This is a genomic window from Pantoea sp. RIT-PI-b (assembly GCF_001187905.1).
Classification (GTDB): domain Bacteria; phylum Pseudomonadota; class Gammaproteobacteria; order Enterobacterales; family Enterobacteriaceae; genus Pantoea; species Pantoea nemavictus.
Window position 1 is genome coordinate 293,420 of sequence record NZ_LGIS01000014.1, and the last position, 14,962, is coordinate 308,381.

At 55.8% G+C, this 14,962-nt stretch carries 13 protein-coding genes and 1 tRNA gene; 10 read left to right on the forward strand and 4 right to left on the reverse strand.

Features of this window, described 5'->3' with window-relative positions:
• The first annotated feature begins 27 nt into the window (after positions 1–27).
• Positions 28–112, forward strand: a tRNA-Leu gene (locus AC790_RS07750).
• Positions 113–246: 134 nt separating this feature from the next.
• Entirely contained in the window at positions 247–633 is a 387-nt protein-coding gene (locus AC790_RS07755) for a DUF1090 domain-containing protein (protein ID WP_049851390.1), read from the forward strand.
• 87 nt (positions 634–720) lie between these two features.
• Here AC790_RS07755 and AC790_RS07760 read toward each other — a convergent pair whose 3' ends face one another.
• Complete coding sequence (locus AC790_RS07760) at positions 721–1,500, reverse strand: NAD(P)H-dependent oxidoreductase (protein WP_007886790.1); 780 nt, start codon at positions 1,498–1,500, stop codon at positions 721–723.
• A 91-nt stretch (positions 1,501–1,591) separates the two neighbouring features.
• On the opposite strand from AC790_RS07760, the gene AC790_RS07765 reads away from it, so the two are divergent.
• The 3 genes from AC790_RS07765 to AC790_RS07775 all read left to right on the forward strand — a co-directional run bounded on the left by AC790_RS07765 (position 1,592) and on the right by AC790_RS07775 (position 4,960).
• Positions 1,592–2,482, forward strand: coding sequence for a LysR family transcriptional regulator (locus AC790_RS07765; RefSeq protein WP_049851391.1), 891 nt, complete (start codon positions 1,592–1,594; stop codon positions 2,480–2,482).
• Positions 2,483–2,652: 170 nt separating this feature from the next.
• The gene (locus AC790_RS07770) at positions 2,653–3,831 is read left to right on the forward strand and encodes an arabinose transporter (protein WP_049851392.1); all 1,179 of its coding nucleotides are present in this window, start codon (positions 2,653–2,655) and stop codon (positions 3,829–3,831) included.
• A 79-nt stretch (positions 3,832–3,910) separates the two neighbouring features.
• On the forward strand, positions 3,911–4,960 hold the full coding sequence (locus AC790_RS07775; RefSeq protein WP_049851393.1) for a DUF1176 domain-containing protein: 1,050 nt from the start codon (positions 3,911–3,913) through the stop codon (positions 4,958–4,960).
• Between the two features lie 108 nt (positions 4,961–5,068).
• On the opposite strand, the gene AC790_RS07780 is transcribed toward AC790_RS07775, so the two are convergent.
• Positions 5,069–5,746, reverse strand: a complete 678-nt coding sequence (locus AC790_RS07780; protein ID WP_007886798.1) for a YecA family protein — start codon at positions 5,744–5,746, stop codon at positions 5,069–5,071.
• A 218-nt stretch (positions 5,747–5,964) separates the two neighbouring features.
• Between AC790_RS07780 and AC790_RS07785 the strand changes: the two genes are divergently transcribed.
• From AC790_RS07785 to AC790_RS07800, 4 genes are all read left to right on the forward strand, one after another.
• Complete coding sequence (locus tag AC790_RS07785) at positions 5,965–6,981, forward strand: isopenicillin N synthase family oxygenase (protein WP_049851394.1); 1,017 nt, start codon at positions 5,965–5,967, stop codon at positions 6,979–6,981.
• Positions 6,982–6,998: 17 nt separating this feature from the next.
• Positions 6,999–7,781 carry a MetQ/NlpA family ABC transporter substrate-binding protein gene (locus AC790_RS07790; RefSeq protein ID WP_049851395.1) on the forward strand — a complete coding sequence of 261 codons (783 nt, stop codon included), beginning with the start codon at positions 6,999–7,001 and terminating at the stop codon, positions 7,779–7,781.
• Between the two features lie 142 nt (positions 7,782–7,923).
• Positions 7,924–9,111 carry a serine hydrolase gene (locus AC790_RS07795; protein ID WP_049851396.1) on the forward strand — a complete coding sequence of 396 codons (1,188 nt, stop codon included), beginning with the start codon at positions 7,924–7,926 and terminating at the stop codon, positions 9,109–9,111.
• A gap of 156 nt (positions 9,112–9,267) precedes the next feature.
• The gene (locus AC790_RS07800; protein WP_049851397.1) at positions 9,268–9,780 is read left to right on the forward strand and encodes an RcnB family protein; all 513 of its coding nucleotides are present in this window, start codon (positions 9,268–9,270) and stop codon (positions 9,778–9,780) included.
• Here AC790_RS07800 and AC790_RS07805 read toward each other — a convergent pair.
• Positions 9,777–11,225 carry a PLP-dependent aminotransferase family protein gene (locus tag AC790_RS07805; RefSeq protein ID WP_049851398.1) on the reverse strand — a complete coding sequence of 483 codons (1,449 nt, stop codon included), beginning with the start codon at positions 11,223–11,225 and terminating at the stop codon, positions 9,777–9,779. The two genes, AC790_RS07800 and AC790_RS07805, sit on opposite strands and share 4 nt — an antisense overlap.
• 108 nt (positions 11,226–11,333) lie before the next feature.
• Here AC790_RS07805 and AC790_RS07810 point away from each other — a divergent pair, with 108 nt between their 5' ends.
• Positions 11,334–12,041, forward strand: a complete 708-nt coding sequence (locus AC790_RS07810) for a GNAT family N-acetyltransferase (RefSeq protein ID WP_049851399.1) — start codon at positions 11,334–11,336, stop codon at positions 12,039–12,041.
• Between the two features lie 535 nt (positions 12,042–12,576).
• On the opposite strand, the gene opgB is transcribed toward AC790_RS07810, so the two are convergent.
• Positions 12,577–14,874, reverse strand: a complete 2,298-nt coding sequence (gene opgB, locus AC790_RS07820; protein WP_049851401.1) for a phosphatidylglycerol--membrane-oligosaccharide glycerophosphotransferase — start codon at positions 14,872–14,874, stop codon at positions 12,577–12,579.
• Positions 14,875–14,962 lie beyond the last annotated feature (88 nt).

Genomic DNA, 14,962 nt, shown 5'->3' on the forward strand with positions numbered 1-14,962 from the left:
CCCAACGTTTTCCGCATCCTCTTCAGTGCCGAAGTGGCGAAATCGGTAGACGCAGTTGATTCAAAATCAACCGTAGAGATACATGTCGGTTCGAGTCCGACCTTCGGCACCATCGATTGATGCAAAATTAAGTCGCTTACGAGCGGCTTTTTTTGTGTCTGCATTTTGCTAAAGTCCGCTCCCCCTTAAGCTCCTCTTAAGAACTCCCCGTATAATGGCGCCATAAATTCCAACGATGAGTTCACCATGAAAAACACCCTGATTTCCCTTTCGATTCTTTTCTCCGCATTGACCGTTACTTCTGTTCAGGCGGCAAATCCAGCCACCGGCTGTGAAGCCAAAAAGCAGGATATCCAGCAAGAGCTGGCGATGGCGCGTGAACACGGCAATGCAGCCCGCATCGCTGGTGTGGAGAGGGCGTTGCGTGAGAATGATGCGCACTGTACCGACAGCGGTTTATTAAAAGCCCGCCAGGATAAAGTTGCGGAGAAACAGTTGAAAGTGCAGGAACGCGAGCAGGATTTACGTGAAGCGCAGGCCAAAGGTCGCAGCGATAAAATCGATAAACAGCAGCGTAAGCTGAACGACGCGCGTGCAGAGCTTAAAGAGGCTCAGGAAGCACTGACGCAATAAATTATGCTCCTCGCAGCGATTCAATTGGCGCAGGCGGGATGCGGATTGTAGCAATAAAAACAGGCTCATCCCGGAGCCTGTCTGATTTCACCGTTTCACATGCACGCCAACGCCACTCTCTTCCGCGGCAAATTCCATTTTTAACGTCAGCGCCGGTATTTCATAATCCCCACCGTTCTGCTGGCGATACGCAATCGGTGCGGTTTCCGCTAATGTATCCAGCCGTGTGGCCAGAACATCACACCAGCCAGCAAAGCGCTCTGCTGCCGATTTCTGCACGCGATAAAAAACCACCGGTGGCAGCACGCTAAAGCCGGGGTAAAACAGCAAGCCGTGCTGAATGGGGAACAACAGCGCGTCCATCGGTCCATTAATGCCGCGCGGGCTGTAATGCGATTCCCATCCGCCGGTGGTGACCACCAGCATCGCCCGCTTGCCGCTGAGATTGCCTTCACCGTAACGATCGCCCCAATGTTGATCGTTGTGCTCGCCCACGCCGTAAGCAAAGCCGTTGGCGTAAACGCGATCAAACCAGCCTTTCATAATGGCGGGCATGGAGAACCACCACAGCGGGAACTGGAAGATCACCGTATCCGCCCAGCGCAGTTTTTCCTGCTCAGCGGCGATATCTGCGGCTTGCAGTTGATGATCGTAGGCGAAGCGCGAATCCACCGTGGCATCATAATGGCTGCCCACCAGCGGGGCGCGCGTATCGGCGGCGTCGAGCGGCGCTTTCCATTGCAGGGCATAAAGATCCGAAACCTGCACCTGATGTCCGGCTTTTTGCAAATGCTGCACGGCAAAATCTTTGAGTGAACCCGTCAGCGAGCGCGGTTCTGGATGGGCATACACAATCAGTACGTTCATGAGCTTAATCCTGTGAGATGAAATCAGCTGCAGGTTAAGTCAGCGCTGGATATAGTAGAAATCAATTGCTGATATCTCAGGTATAGACAAGGTGAATATCAATTCGCTGGATTTGAATCTGCTGCACACGCTTAGCGTACTGTTAGCCGAACAGAACGTGACGCGCGCAGCGCAGCGTCTGCATCTCTCGCAACCGTCCGTTAGCGCCCAGCTGTCGCGGCTGCGGCTACTGTTTGACGACCCGCTGTTATTGCCCGGCCCACGTGGCATGTTGCCCACCGCACGTGCAGAGGCGTTACGCGAGCCGTTGCGACTGGCGCTGGAAGCGGTGGAGCGGGCGGTTGCAACGCCCGATCTTTTCAATCCAGCCGATGCCGATGTGACCTGGCGCATCGCCGCCACCGATTACACGTCGTCCGCGCTGATGTTGCCGGCGTTGAAGCTGATCCGCACGGCTGCACCGCAAAGTCGTATGGCGGTGTTGGCGCTCAATCCGCCGCAGGTGGCGCAGCAGCTGGAGAAGGGCGAGTTGGATCTGGTGTTTCATACCGGTGATAACGCGCCGCCCACGCTGCATCAACGCAAACTTTTTAGCGAACGCTACGTGCTGGCGGGTCGACGCGATCATCCGCATTTGCAGCAGCCGCCGACGCTGGATCAGTTCTGCCAGCTGGAGTTTGTCATGGTCTCGCCGGACGGCGGTGGCTTCAGCGCCGCCACCGATGAGGCACTGGCGCAGCTGGGGCGCTCACGCCGCGTGGTACTTTCGGTGCCGCACTTCCTGTTGATGCAGGAAACGTTGGTGAACAGCGATTTAGTGGCGGTACTGCCGGAACGGCTGGTGCGGCATGCCACGCAACTCACCGTCGTTGATCCACCGCTCACCATTGCCGGCTTCGATATTTTGCTGCTGTGGCATGAGCGCCTGCATCGCGATCCGGCCCAGCAATGGCTGCGCCAGCAGATCGTGGCGGCGTTATAAACCTGAACATCAACGCGAGGCAGAGTCGCGTTAACGCTGTAACGTCCTCCGGCATAAGCCTTTTTGGCACGATTTTTTCTGAATCTCAATGCGAATAGCGCCGCGCTTTTCCTGCCTGCATCATATTAATGCGACGAAATGGTCGCATTTTATCCTGCAGGAAGACAATCATGAAATCCAATGTATTTATAACCTTGCTGCCGCTTACGCTGGCGGTATTTATCTCCTTTCTCACCATGGGGATGCAGCTGCCAGTGCTGCCGCTGCATCTGCAGCAAAACCTCGGTATGGATACGCTGATGATTGGCGCTGTCATCGGGGCGCAGTTTATTGCCGCGCTACTCACGCGTGCCTGGGCCGGTAACTTTGCTGATATGCGCGGACCGAAACGCGCGGTGATCGCCGGGCTGGTGGTGATCGCCAGCTCTGGCTTTATCTACCTGCTTTCGCTGATGTTCATCCATCAGCCGCACACTTCGGTGGCGATTCTGCTGCTGGGGCGCGTGGTGCTGGCGCTGGGCGAGAGCCTGATTGCCACGGGGGCTCTCGGCTGGGGTTTGGGCCTGGTTGGGTCGGGCAATGCGGGAAAAGTGATGGCCTGGATTGGTATCGCGATATACGGCGCATGGGCGCTGGGGGCACCGCTTGGCGTGGCGGTTTATAGCGGCTGGCAATTTAGTGGCATCGCTCTCGCCATCATCGTGATTCCGCTGCTGCCGCTGCTGTTTATCACGCGCACAGATGGCGTACAGCCAACGGCGACGGCGCGAACGCCATTCTATAAGGTGATGAGCGCGGTGTGGCAACCAGGCCTCGGGTTGGCGCTCGCCAGCGTGGGATTTGGCATGATTACCGCCTTTATCGCCTTGCTGTTTGCTGCCAAATCGTGGGGCAACGCATCGCTAGCCTTCACCGCGTTTGGCGTCACCTTTATTGTCGCGCGTCTGTTTTTCGCCCATCTGCCGGACAAGCTGGGCGGGGCACGCGTGGCGCTGCTGTGTGTGATGATTGAGGCGTTTGGCCAGCTGCTGATTTGGCGCGCGGACAGCGCCAGCGTAGCCTACCTTGGCGCAGCGCTGACCGGCTTTGGCTATTCGCTGGCGTTTCCTGGCTTTGGCGTTGAAGCGGTACGTCGCGCACCACCACAAACCCGCAGCCTGGCGATGGGCGCGTATGTTGCGTTTCTCGATATCGCGCTGGGGATCACCAGTCCGGTTGCCGGGGCGCTGGCGGGCCATTTCGGTATTGCATCGGTTTACCTCGCCGGGGCGATAGCGGTGGCGTGCGCCGCGCTGGTGGCGATACGTTTACTGGCGCGTCAGCCAGATCCACAGCGTGTAATGGAATAAGCATCGCCGCAAAAAATTCACTTCTCCCGCGTCACAAAAATCATCACACTAGCCACCTTTACCATTACGGAGAGATGGCATGATTACCCGATTGCTGCTGGCGATGTCGCTGCTCGCCAGCTTGAGTGCGCCGCTGTTGGCCGATCAAGATGGCGTCTCCTTCAGCCACAAAGACTGGGAACTGGCCTGTGATAACACGCTGACCTGTCGCGCCGCCGGTTACAGCGCTGAAGAGGGTGCGGGCGGCTCGGTGCTGCTGGTGCGCGCCGGCGGACCCAACGCAGTAACGCACGGCCGCGTGGTGCTGGCCGATACCGGCGATGATGATTCAAAGCAGGTTGATGCGTTGACGCTGTGGATTGACGATCGTGCGTTAGGCAACGTGACGAAAGCCGACAACGACGAGTGGACGATGACGGATGCGCAAACGCAGGCGTTGATCAATGCCATTAAAGGCAGCGAAAAAGTGGAGTTTCGCGGTGGGGAACAACCGTTCGATCTCTCCAGCAATGGCGCCTTTGCCACGCTGCTGAAGATGGATGATGCGCAAGGTCGTCTTAGCACGCCGGGTGCGCTGGTGCGTAAAGGCAACAAGCCGGAAACCAGCGTGCCGGCGGCGCTGGCAATGCCGGTGATTCAGCAGGTGAACGTGGCGAAGGCCGATGCGCGTCCATTAACGGCTGACGAGCTGGCGCTGCTGAAGCCGAAGCTGATTGCGTCTCTCACCGATGACGACAGCTGCGACAATCTGGCGCCGTCCGACGATCAACCGGAAGAGGGCGCAGAGCCGTTGACGCTGACGCCCGTGGATGATGCGCATGTGCTGATCGCCGCGCTGTGCTGGCGCGGGGCTTACAACGAAGGCTACGGTTTTTGGCTGATCGACAAAGCGTTGCAGGGCAAACCGCAGCTGGTGACGGATTCCGGTACAGATTACAGCGCAGGCGTGATCACGGAAGCGCAGAAAGGGCGCGGTATCGGCGACTGCTGGAGCACCGCGGCGTGGGTGTGGGATGGCAAAGATTTTGTGCAAAGCAGTGATGCCACCACCGGCATGTGTCGCGCGATTCGCGCGGGCGGCGCATGGCAGCTGCCAACGTGGGTGACCGAGGTTAAACCGGCGACTTGATAAATAACCGCACATAACCGTAGCGGCGCGATTTATCGCGCGTGTTTTGGCCGCAATATCGCGTTCAAAAGCGCGCAATAAATTGCGCCGCTACCAAAGAATCTCCGATTATTTACCGCAGCACTGCTTGTACTTTTTACCGCTGCCGCACGGGCAAGGATCGTTGCGACCGGTTTTCTCGCCGGCAAAGTGCGGCAACTGCGGTTCCGGGTCAGGCTGCGCCATGCGCTGTTCCTGCCAGTATTCATGCAGCTCCAGCGCGGCGGGGCGAATCGCGTCGATGCTGGCTTCAAACTCTTCTGGCGTGAAGGCTTCGCGCTTCGCCAGCTGCTCGTCGCTGCCGTGCAGGGTGATCGCCTCCATCATCGGCTGCAGGGACTCCGGCAGCAGCGACCAATCCGCATCCAGCGCGACGCCGCGCAGATAGCCGTAGCACCAATCTTCCACCACGGTGAATTCCTGGCCTTCCATCTCTTGCGTGCCAAACAGCGGATCGAACTGCTCCGGGAATTCGGCCAGGCGCTCGGCAATATCGTTCAGATGCTGAAACGTCAGCGTCATAAAGCGATCCATTTCGCGCTCGTTAGACCATTTAGGAATGTGCTTTTTGCCGCCCCACATCGCCACCAGCCACTCGCTCGGCTCAATGTCGTTCGGGCCGGAGAGCAGCGCGGTCAGCATGCCATCCAGTTCGGCGGTATCCACCACTGCGTGTTCGTTGCCGTATTTCTCCAGCATATCTTCAAGCCAGTTCAGCTCTTTTTCGGTTAACGGGCCCTGGTTCATACGGCGTCTCCTGCGGTTGCTCATGGTTGGGCAATGCCCAAATAGTATTGGCGGCGATTATAGCGGGAAGCAGGTGTGATTTACCGCTTTTTGCATATCGATTGCTGAACCTCTCCTAAAAATCATTCGCCATAACATATTGCCCAACAGTATTGGCTGCGGTTGCTGACAGATGGCAGCGTAAACAGAGAATTTTTCTGCCTAAAGGATGCAAATGTATGGCCACTACGTTGCCGGTACTGGATTTATCCCTGCTGGAACTGCCTGATGCCGAACAGGCGCAATATCTGGCCGAGCTGCGAGAAACCGCGCGCGACGTGGGCTTTTTTTATTTAATTAACCATGGCATCAATCCGCAACTGCTGCAGAACGTGCAGAGCATCACGCGGGCATTTTTTGCCTTGCCGGATGAAGAGAAGCAGCGCGTTTCGATGATTCACTCACCGCACTTTCGCGGCTACAACCGCGCGGGCGTGGAATATACCCGCGATCAGCGCGATCAGCGCGAGCAGTTTGATATCGGCGCGGAGCGCGCGGCGTTGACGTTGCAGCCGGACGATGCGGCGTGGAAGCAGCTGCAGGGCCCAAATTTATGGCCGCAGGCGCTGCCACAGCTGCGCCCGGTGATCCATGCGTGGCAGCAGGCGATGACCGACGTTGCACTGCGTTTACTGCGCGCCTTCGCCAAATCGCTGTCGCTGCCGCCGAACGCCTTCGATGCGCTCTACGGCACGCACCCCAACGAACATGTGAAGCTGATTCGCTATCCAGGTCAGGATGCGGATGCCAGCCAGCAAGGCGTTGGCGCACATAAAGATTCCGGTTTTCTAACCTTTCTGTTGCAGGACGAGCAGAGAGGTTTGCAGGTGGAAGTGACGCCGGATAATTGGGTAGATGCGCTGCCAAAACCAGGTGCTTTTGTGGTGAACATCGGCGAATTGCTGGAAATTGCTACCAATGGTTATCTGCGTGCCACCGTACATCGCGTGGTATCGCCTCCTGCGCGCCAGCAGCGGATTTCGATCGCGTTCTTCCTCGGCGCGCAGCTGGACGCCGAAGTCCCGCTGTATCAGTTACCGCCTCAGCTGGCCGCAGAAGCACGCGGACCAACCAGCGATCCCAGCAATCCGCTACTGCGGGAGGTGGGCTGGAACTATCTCAAGGGGCGTTTGCGATCGCATCGCGACGTAGCGCAGCGTTATTACGCTGACACTCTCAATAGCGTTAAATCATAAGAAACTAAGGGAAGCAGATGAATAAAAAGGTGATAGCAACGTTGGCGATGGTTTCGATGTTCAGCACTTACGCATCGGCGGCGGCACTGCGCGTGGCGGCGGATGCCGTACCGCACAGCGAAATCCTCAACCACATTAAACAGACCGATAAAAAGCTCGATCTTAAGGTGATTGAACTCAATGGCAACCTTAACGCCAACGAACTGCTGGCACGCGGAGACGTGGATGCCAACTACTTCCAGCATGTGCCTTATCTGCGCGATCAGGAAAAAGCGTTGGGCGAGAAATTTTCTGTCGTCGCTACCGTGCATATTGAGCCGCTGGGCATTTACTCGCACAAAGTGAAATCACTGAAAGATCTGCCTGATGGCGCGCAGGTGGCGGTGCCAAATAACGTCACCAATCTGAGCCGCGCCCTTTATCTGTTGCAGGCCAATGGTTTGCTGAAGTTGAAGAGCAGCAGCGCTGAGACGCTGGTGACATCGGCAGACATTACCGACAACCCGCATCATCTAAAAATTATTGAAGTAGAAGCGCCGCAGCTGCCGCGCGCGCTGGACGATGCGCAGTTAGCCATCATTAACGGTAACTACGCCCTGCAGGCAGGATTAGTGCCTTCAAAGGATGCGCTGGCGCTGGAACAAGCGCAGGATAATCCGTACGCCAACGTGCTGGTCACCACGCCGAAACTGGCGCACGATCCGCGTATTATTGAATTAGCCAAAGATCTCGAGTCAAAGCAAACCGCTGAATTTATTAACCAGCATTACAAAGGTTCGGTTATTCCTGTTAATCATTAATCCCCTGGCGCCCCCTGTTTTTGCCAGGTGGCGCTGACTTTCTTCTGTGCTATATTTCGCCACCAACACCCGCCGCGCCTTTTTAAAACCATAAAAATTCTATAAATCCATTGCCATGATTACCTTTGCCAGGAAAAAACGGGTGCTGTGCCATCGTTTAGCGCGATGCATCATTCTGCTGTGCATCAGCCTGCTGCTCAATGCCTGCGGCACGCTGTCGCAAACCTCCGCGCCGGTGAGCGATAAAGTTTACCTTTCTCATGACACGTTCAATGAAAACGTCGATGACATTGTGCGTCACTACATGCAGCAGAAGCAGGTTTCCGGCATCAGCATCGCGATCATCCACCAGCGTAGTCAGCCCACATTTTATAGCTTTGGCGTCACCGATGCGGTGCACCGTTATCCGATCACGCCCGATACCTTGTTCGCGCTGGGTTCACTGAGTAAAGGCATCACCGCCGAGGTGATTATTGAGCTGGTGGATCGGGGCGAGCTGCACTGGAACGACACGCTGGCGACGCTGCTACAGCCGAACGTGCCGCTGAGCGCCGATGCCAAACGCATTACGCTGCTACAGCTGGTAACGCATACCTCGGGGTTACCGCGCCAGGATATGGATTTGCCGATGTTCATAAAATTCATGGGCTATTTGCGCAGCGGCGAGAACTTTTACGGCAACCTGGACAGCGATGCGGTGTTGGAGTATCTCGCCGATTTTAGCGCGCCTGCGCATCCCACCGCCCGCTACTCCAATCTCGGCTATGCGCTGTTGGGCTACATTCTCAAGCATCGCTTTCATCAGGACATCGAAACGCTGGCGCAACGCAACATGTTCCAGCCGCTGGGCATGACCAACAGCAGCTTTGAGCCGCAACGCCTGCGCGGTTATCCGTGGCGTGCGATTGGCCATGCGGGCGATCAGCCAAAATTGATTCCACGCGGCCAAATAACGCCAGACTGGGCGTTCAATAACAATATGGTGGCGGCCGCCAGCCTGTATAGCAACGCGCGCGATTTGATTCGCTATCTGGATGCGCACCTGCACGACGGCGCGGGCAGCTCGCTCAACGCGGCGTTTGCGCAGGTCAATCACGGCTACGAGCAGCACGGCAATCAGTCGCAAAATATCGCCTGGGTGACGGATCGTTATGGCGATCAGCAAATTACCTATCAGGTCGGTTATATTGGCGGTTACTCAAGCTTTATTGGTTTTGATAAGCAGAACGGCAATGCGATTGTGGTGCTGCAGAACGCGTTTAACTGGAGTAATTATCTCGGCATTGCTCTATTGATGGATCTGGCGCAGAAAAAACACCACAGTAATTAACATGGTTGCTTGCAATTTTACTGCGCCAAAAATGGCGATAGCTGAGGTATGCTGAGCAGCGAAATTTGACGCGCTAAGCGCGCCGGGGGAACCTTCTGCGTGCCGCACTTGTCAGTAAATTGGACAGTTAATAATTAACCAGAGTGGAAATCACCAATGCGCAGGACACACGTCACCCTTCTTTCTGCAGGAATTTTTCTGGGCGCTTTAAGCCTTACGCCAGCTGCGCTGGCTGAAGGCGAGCAAACGGATGCCGTACCCACCCCGCCGCAGGTGCAGCAGACCGCACCCGACGCACAAACGCAGGCGCCAGCCGCAGATGCCCAAACTCAAGCGCCGGCGACCGATGCGCCCGCCAGCAATGAACCGGCTGAATCCAGTGGCGATGTCGCACCGATTCGTCCTCCGCAAAGCGGCGATGCTACGGCACCCAATAATTACGATCTGACCACCATTATCATCGACTACAAAGAGTACAAAGTCGGCGATGTGGTGCCAGAAGAGTATCGTAAAAAGCAGTACACCATTGTCCAGTGGCAGCCGCGCCATCTGCCCGCGCCGCAGCCTGGCACGCATTGGGCTTATATCAATGCCAACTACATCCTGATCACCGATGACAGCGGTAAGATCGTGATGGGCAAATCGGGCGAAATCTTCTTCCGCGGTTAACCCCCGCGCAGCAGACGCGCTAGCTGCCCTCCGCCCGCCGTAATCTGGCTGGTGCTGGTGTTGCCATAACCCAGCACCAGCCCTTGCTGCTTGTTCTCTCCAAGATAAAATCCCGACAGCGCGCCCGGCGCGTAGCCACTGTGGATCAGCCGATCCACCAGCGCCATATCGTTTTGATCATCTGGCAGTGATAACACCAGATGCATGCCACATTCGCCGCCCTGTATCGCTACCTCAGCACCCAAGGTTTGCTGCAAAGCCTGACGCAACGTTGCCTGACGTTGGCGATAGAGCCGACGCATTTTGCTCAGATGTCGGCTGAAGTCACCGCTGCGTAAAAACAGCGCCAGCGCCTGCTGCTCCGGGCGATTGCCGCCGCGCAGCAGTTCATGCAGGGCAGGACGCAGCGGCGCTAGCAGCTGCGGTGGCAACACCATAAAACCGAGGCGCAGTGCTGGAAACAGCGTTTTACTGAACGAACCGACGTAGATCACTGGCGTAGGTTGCATCATGCCTTGCATGGCGGCGATGGGTTCTCCGCTGTAACGAAAGTCGCTGTCGTAATCATCTTCGATAATCCACGTTTGATGTTCACGTGCCGCCGCTAATAGCGCCAGACGACGCGGTGCGCTCATGATCGCGCCGGTGGGATATTGATGGGTTGGCGTGGTGTAAATCAGGCGTGGACGACGCTGCTGCCAATCCTGTGGGTTTGCTGCCAGGCCTTGGCTATCGACGTTTACCGGCTCAATCTGCATATCACCGAGGCGCATGGCCGCCTTTGCGCCGCGATAGCCAGGTTCTTCAATCCAACCGATGTCGCCAGGGCTGCTAAGCAGCGCGACGCACAGCGTAAGCGCCTGCTGCGCACCTTCGGTAATCACGATTTGCTCTGGCATACAGCGCACGCCGCGCGCCAGAGCTAAATGCTGGGCCAGCGCTTCCCGCAGCGTACGTTCGCCGAGCGGATCGCCATAGCCCAGCAGCTGCTGCGGTTGATGCAGCATCACGCGGTTCAATGCGCGTCGCCATTGTGCCAGCGGGAAATGCGCCAGCGAAGGAACACCGGGTCGCAGCGCCATCTCCTGGCTGAAAGTGCGATGGCTGGAGCGCAGCTCGGCGATGCGCGGCGACAAGGTAATCTCGCTACTGGCGTACGGCTCTTTATCCTCGGCCTGCAGCGCCATGTTACCGATGCGACTGCCCTGGCGATCGCTGATGATGAAACCTTCGGCCTGTAGCTGTGACCACACGGCCATCACCGTGTTTCGTGAAACGCCAAGATCCAGCGCCAGCTGTCGCGTGGCGGGCAAGCGCGTACCAGCCGCCAGTTTTCCCGTCAGAATCGCCTGTTTGATGCGCTGAAAAAGCTGTTGCTGCAGTGTCTGCGCGCCATGGGTTTCCAGCGGTGCCAGTAATAATCGGTGTAGCTCAACATCACTCATAAGCGCATTTCCGTGGATCCATCAAATGGCATCATTGTGGCGCTTTTTAACACTCCAGCAAAGTGGCACTCTGCTGCACAGGCCCCTAACTTTTTAAGGAATCGAGGAATGTCGCAACACACCAACGTTTATGGACAACCGGTAGGATTTCAACTGCCCGATTGGCAACCCCGCGCCTGGCCAGAGTATGAAACTTTTTCGGGTGACTATTGCCGGCTAGAGCCGCTCAGTGCCGATCGTCATGGCCGCGAACTGTATGCCGCCTATGCGCAAGCTGCGGATGGGCGAGACTGGACCTATATGTTCGCGGAGCCTTTTGCAGATGAGGCGGCTTATGTGGCTTATGCGCGCCAGCTGGAAAACGGCCGCGATCCGCTGCATTTCGCGGTAATCGATCCGGCCAGCAATCGCGCGGTTGGCAGCCTGGCGTTGATGCGCATTGATGCCACGCACGGATCGATTGAAGTCGGCCACGTTGCCTTTTCACCCCTGCTGAAGCAAACCCGTATGGCCACTGAAGCGCATTATTTGCTGATGCGTTATGCCTTTGAAAACTTGGGCTATCGCCGTTATGAGTGGAAGTGCGACAGTTGCAATCAACCCTCACGTAACGCGGCGCAGCGGTTGGGATTTCAGTTCGAAGGTACCTTCCGTCAGGCGATTGTTTATAAAGGCCGCAGCCGTGATACCTGTTGGTTCTCCATCATCGACAGCGAGTGGCCGCAGGTGAAACAGGGCTTCGAACGCTGGCTGGCGGCGGAGAACTTTACGGAGCAGGGAGCGCAGCGTGAAAGGCTGGAGGCGCTGCGCTTGTAGGGTGCGCATTCATGCGCACCAGGAAAGTGAGCCGCCGCGTAATGCCGATGATTTAAGCACGACATCAAACCCCTGCACACTCCGTAGCGGCGCGATTTATCGCGCAATGAATTGTGCTGCTACGATGCATACAGTATGGGATTTAAGTTTTAATCTCTGAATTTATAAGGATTAGGATGTGAAACTCAATTAACTCATAAACAAATATTTTGCTGTGGCGGGAATCGCGATACATGCGATTAAGATCCATAATTGAATAAAAAAGCGGAAATCTCTTTTAAGACTTTCGAAGTTTTTATCCATATTTTCAATCATGCAATCTAATCGAATAATTAACTTATCTTTATCATTTGATTGTATGGGGGGTTTGTTCACGTCATTCTCCTTCTTCTTTTCTGCTAAATTCCCTGCGGTTTTTTATCGGTTCAAACTTTGCGCGATGCCTCGAAAAAAATCAATCCGTACAAAGAGTAACGCGATTTGCTAATAAAAAAGGCCTGCACGCAGGCAGGCCTTGAAGTCCAGCAGAATCAGCTTAACGTTGCGGCTGCGGAATAATTTTTATATCCACCATACCGATGCCCAGTTTGCGCGGATCCTGGCCGATGATGTTGCCGTCATTCGACTCCTGCGGTTCCGGCGGTGCAATAATCAAGTTGCGGCTACCGGTGGGATTGGTGAAATGCAGCGTGGTGGTGGAGAAATCCTCCCCCAGATTCAACGGCTGCTCCTGATCTCCCACGCGCACCGGGATTGGCCGATGCGCATTGGGGCCGTAGCCACGCGCGGTGATCACCACATCAAAGCGCTCAGGCAGCGGATCGTTGTATTCAATATTCACTTCAGGTGCCAGATTAGCGTTCGACCAACGTCCCCAGTTTTCCAGCCGTGATATGCCTTTAAAGCTCTTTACACTGCTCGGCGCGCCGGGCACCGTTAACAGGAAGCTGTCTGCGTTGTAGCGAATAGCATTGTCTTCAATGCGAATCTGCTGTTCGTTCAGCTGGAACGTTGCTGCGCTCACCTCCGCTTTCGGGAAGGTGACTTTACTTTTCCATAGCGGCTTATCAATTCGGGTTACGCTCGGTTTGCCGCCCATTTGCCCCATCGAAATGCACAGATCGTTCGATAGCGCTAAATCAGGCTGCCACAGGCGGGCCATCTTGAAGCAGCGATCGACCCAGACGAATTTGTCAGCGGCAGCGAATTTGGAGAGCTGATAGCGCAGTGGCTCAGCGTATTCACCTTCCGGCAGCGGTTCGACATGTTTATCAGAGATGCGGAACAGAATCGGCAGCTTGAAGGTCGCGCCCGAGAAGCTGAAAGTATTCTTCTGCTGATCGACCGTGAAGTTCTCCATCTTACTGGGGAAATTCCACAGTTGGATGATATCCGCTTTCCACGCCGTGACGCGCTTCGCCATATCCTCAAACTGGGTAGACAGCGAGACGGAGGAGAGACCGCTGCGGCCCAGGCCGATGGCGTTATCACCGCCGAGAATATCCAGCACCGTCGCACCGTTATCCAGCGTGCTGCGTTTGCTATCGAGCACTTCCGCCTGTGGCTGATCGCCACGAATGACCATAAACAGGTCATGGCGCGGCTGTTTGATCAAATATTGATGCGCCGTGTTGTTCATCGCCAGGTGATCGGACGTCACCACGATGATGGTATTTTTAAACCACGGCGAGGCCTTAATGCGCTCAATCAGCCGCGCCACATGCTCTTGTGAACAGGCCACGGCACTAAATGACTGGTTCGGTTTACCGTCATAGCTGTAGCTTTTGCGTTGGCAGCTGCGCGAGATAAAACCATCCGGATGATGGGTATCTACCGTTAGCGTGAACAATGCAAAGCGCTTCTGCTCACGGGACAGCTCCTCGTATTTCTCAAATACCTCATCCATTACCGTGTCATCGTAGTAGCCCCAGTTATTGCGATAGGCGGGATCGGCGACGCGGCTTTTGAGCTCCTCAGAGCCGTACATATTGGCCGCATCAAAGCCGTGCGACAGCAGAAAAGTATCTTTACCGGCGAAACGCAAATCCGCGCCCTGAATAAACCAGTTTTCGTAGCCGGAGTTTTTCAGGATATCGCCGAGACAAATATTCTGCGGATAAAAGCTGGAGAGCGAAGCCGAGGCGTTGCCATCAAAAGGGGCAAACAGCGGAATGCCGCACTGCGAAGCCACCATGCCGGCAATGGTGTAGTCGGTGCCGGGTAACTGTTCGGTTTGGCTGAAATCGATGCTCTGGTCTTTTTCACGGCTGAGTTCGGGCGCCAGGCCGGGAAAGGCCTGCTGATCGAAGTAGGTCCGTTCGAGGCTTTCGCCATAGATATAGACCAGATTGAGCTTCGGCTCGGCTATCACCTTGTTTGGCGTTTTGTAATAGGTTTCGAAATCTGAATCAGCGAGACGCGTGTGGGAGGCGATCAGCTCTTTCACCTGACGAAACGCCGGCGTGGTTTGTACTGAACCGGCAGCACAGGCAATAGCCAGTAAACTCCAGCCGAGATGATGCTGGGTCTTGCGGCGACGCAGCAGCCATGTAAGCAGGCAAAATAGCGAGAACAGGCCAATGATTAACCCGATGGCCGGCACCACATATTTGCTCACGCCCGCGCCCGTCAGGCTATTGGTTAGGGTGTAGAGCACCGCATCATTGATTCCATCGCCCGTGAAATAGTTGCTGGCGAACAGCGTGACGTTAAGCACGATGAACAGGGTAAGCAGCAGCAAGATCAGACTAAACCAGAATTTATTTCGCCCGGCTTTAAAGGAGTAGACCGCAATCGCAGCCAAAAAGAGTACAACCGAAACCATTTCGGACAACGTCAGATCCTCATCTTGAATGAATACGCATTCCCTGCGTCAACGACCCTCTTTGGGGGATTTTTGCGTCAATCTATATCGGGTGTCA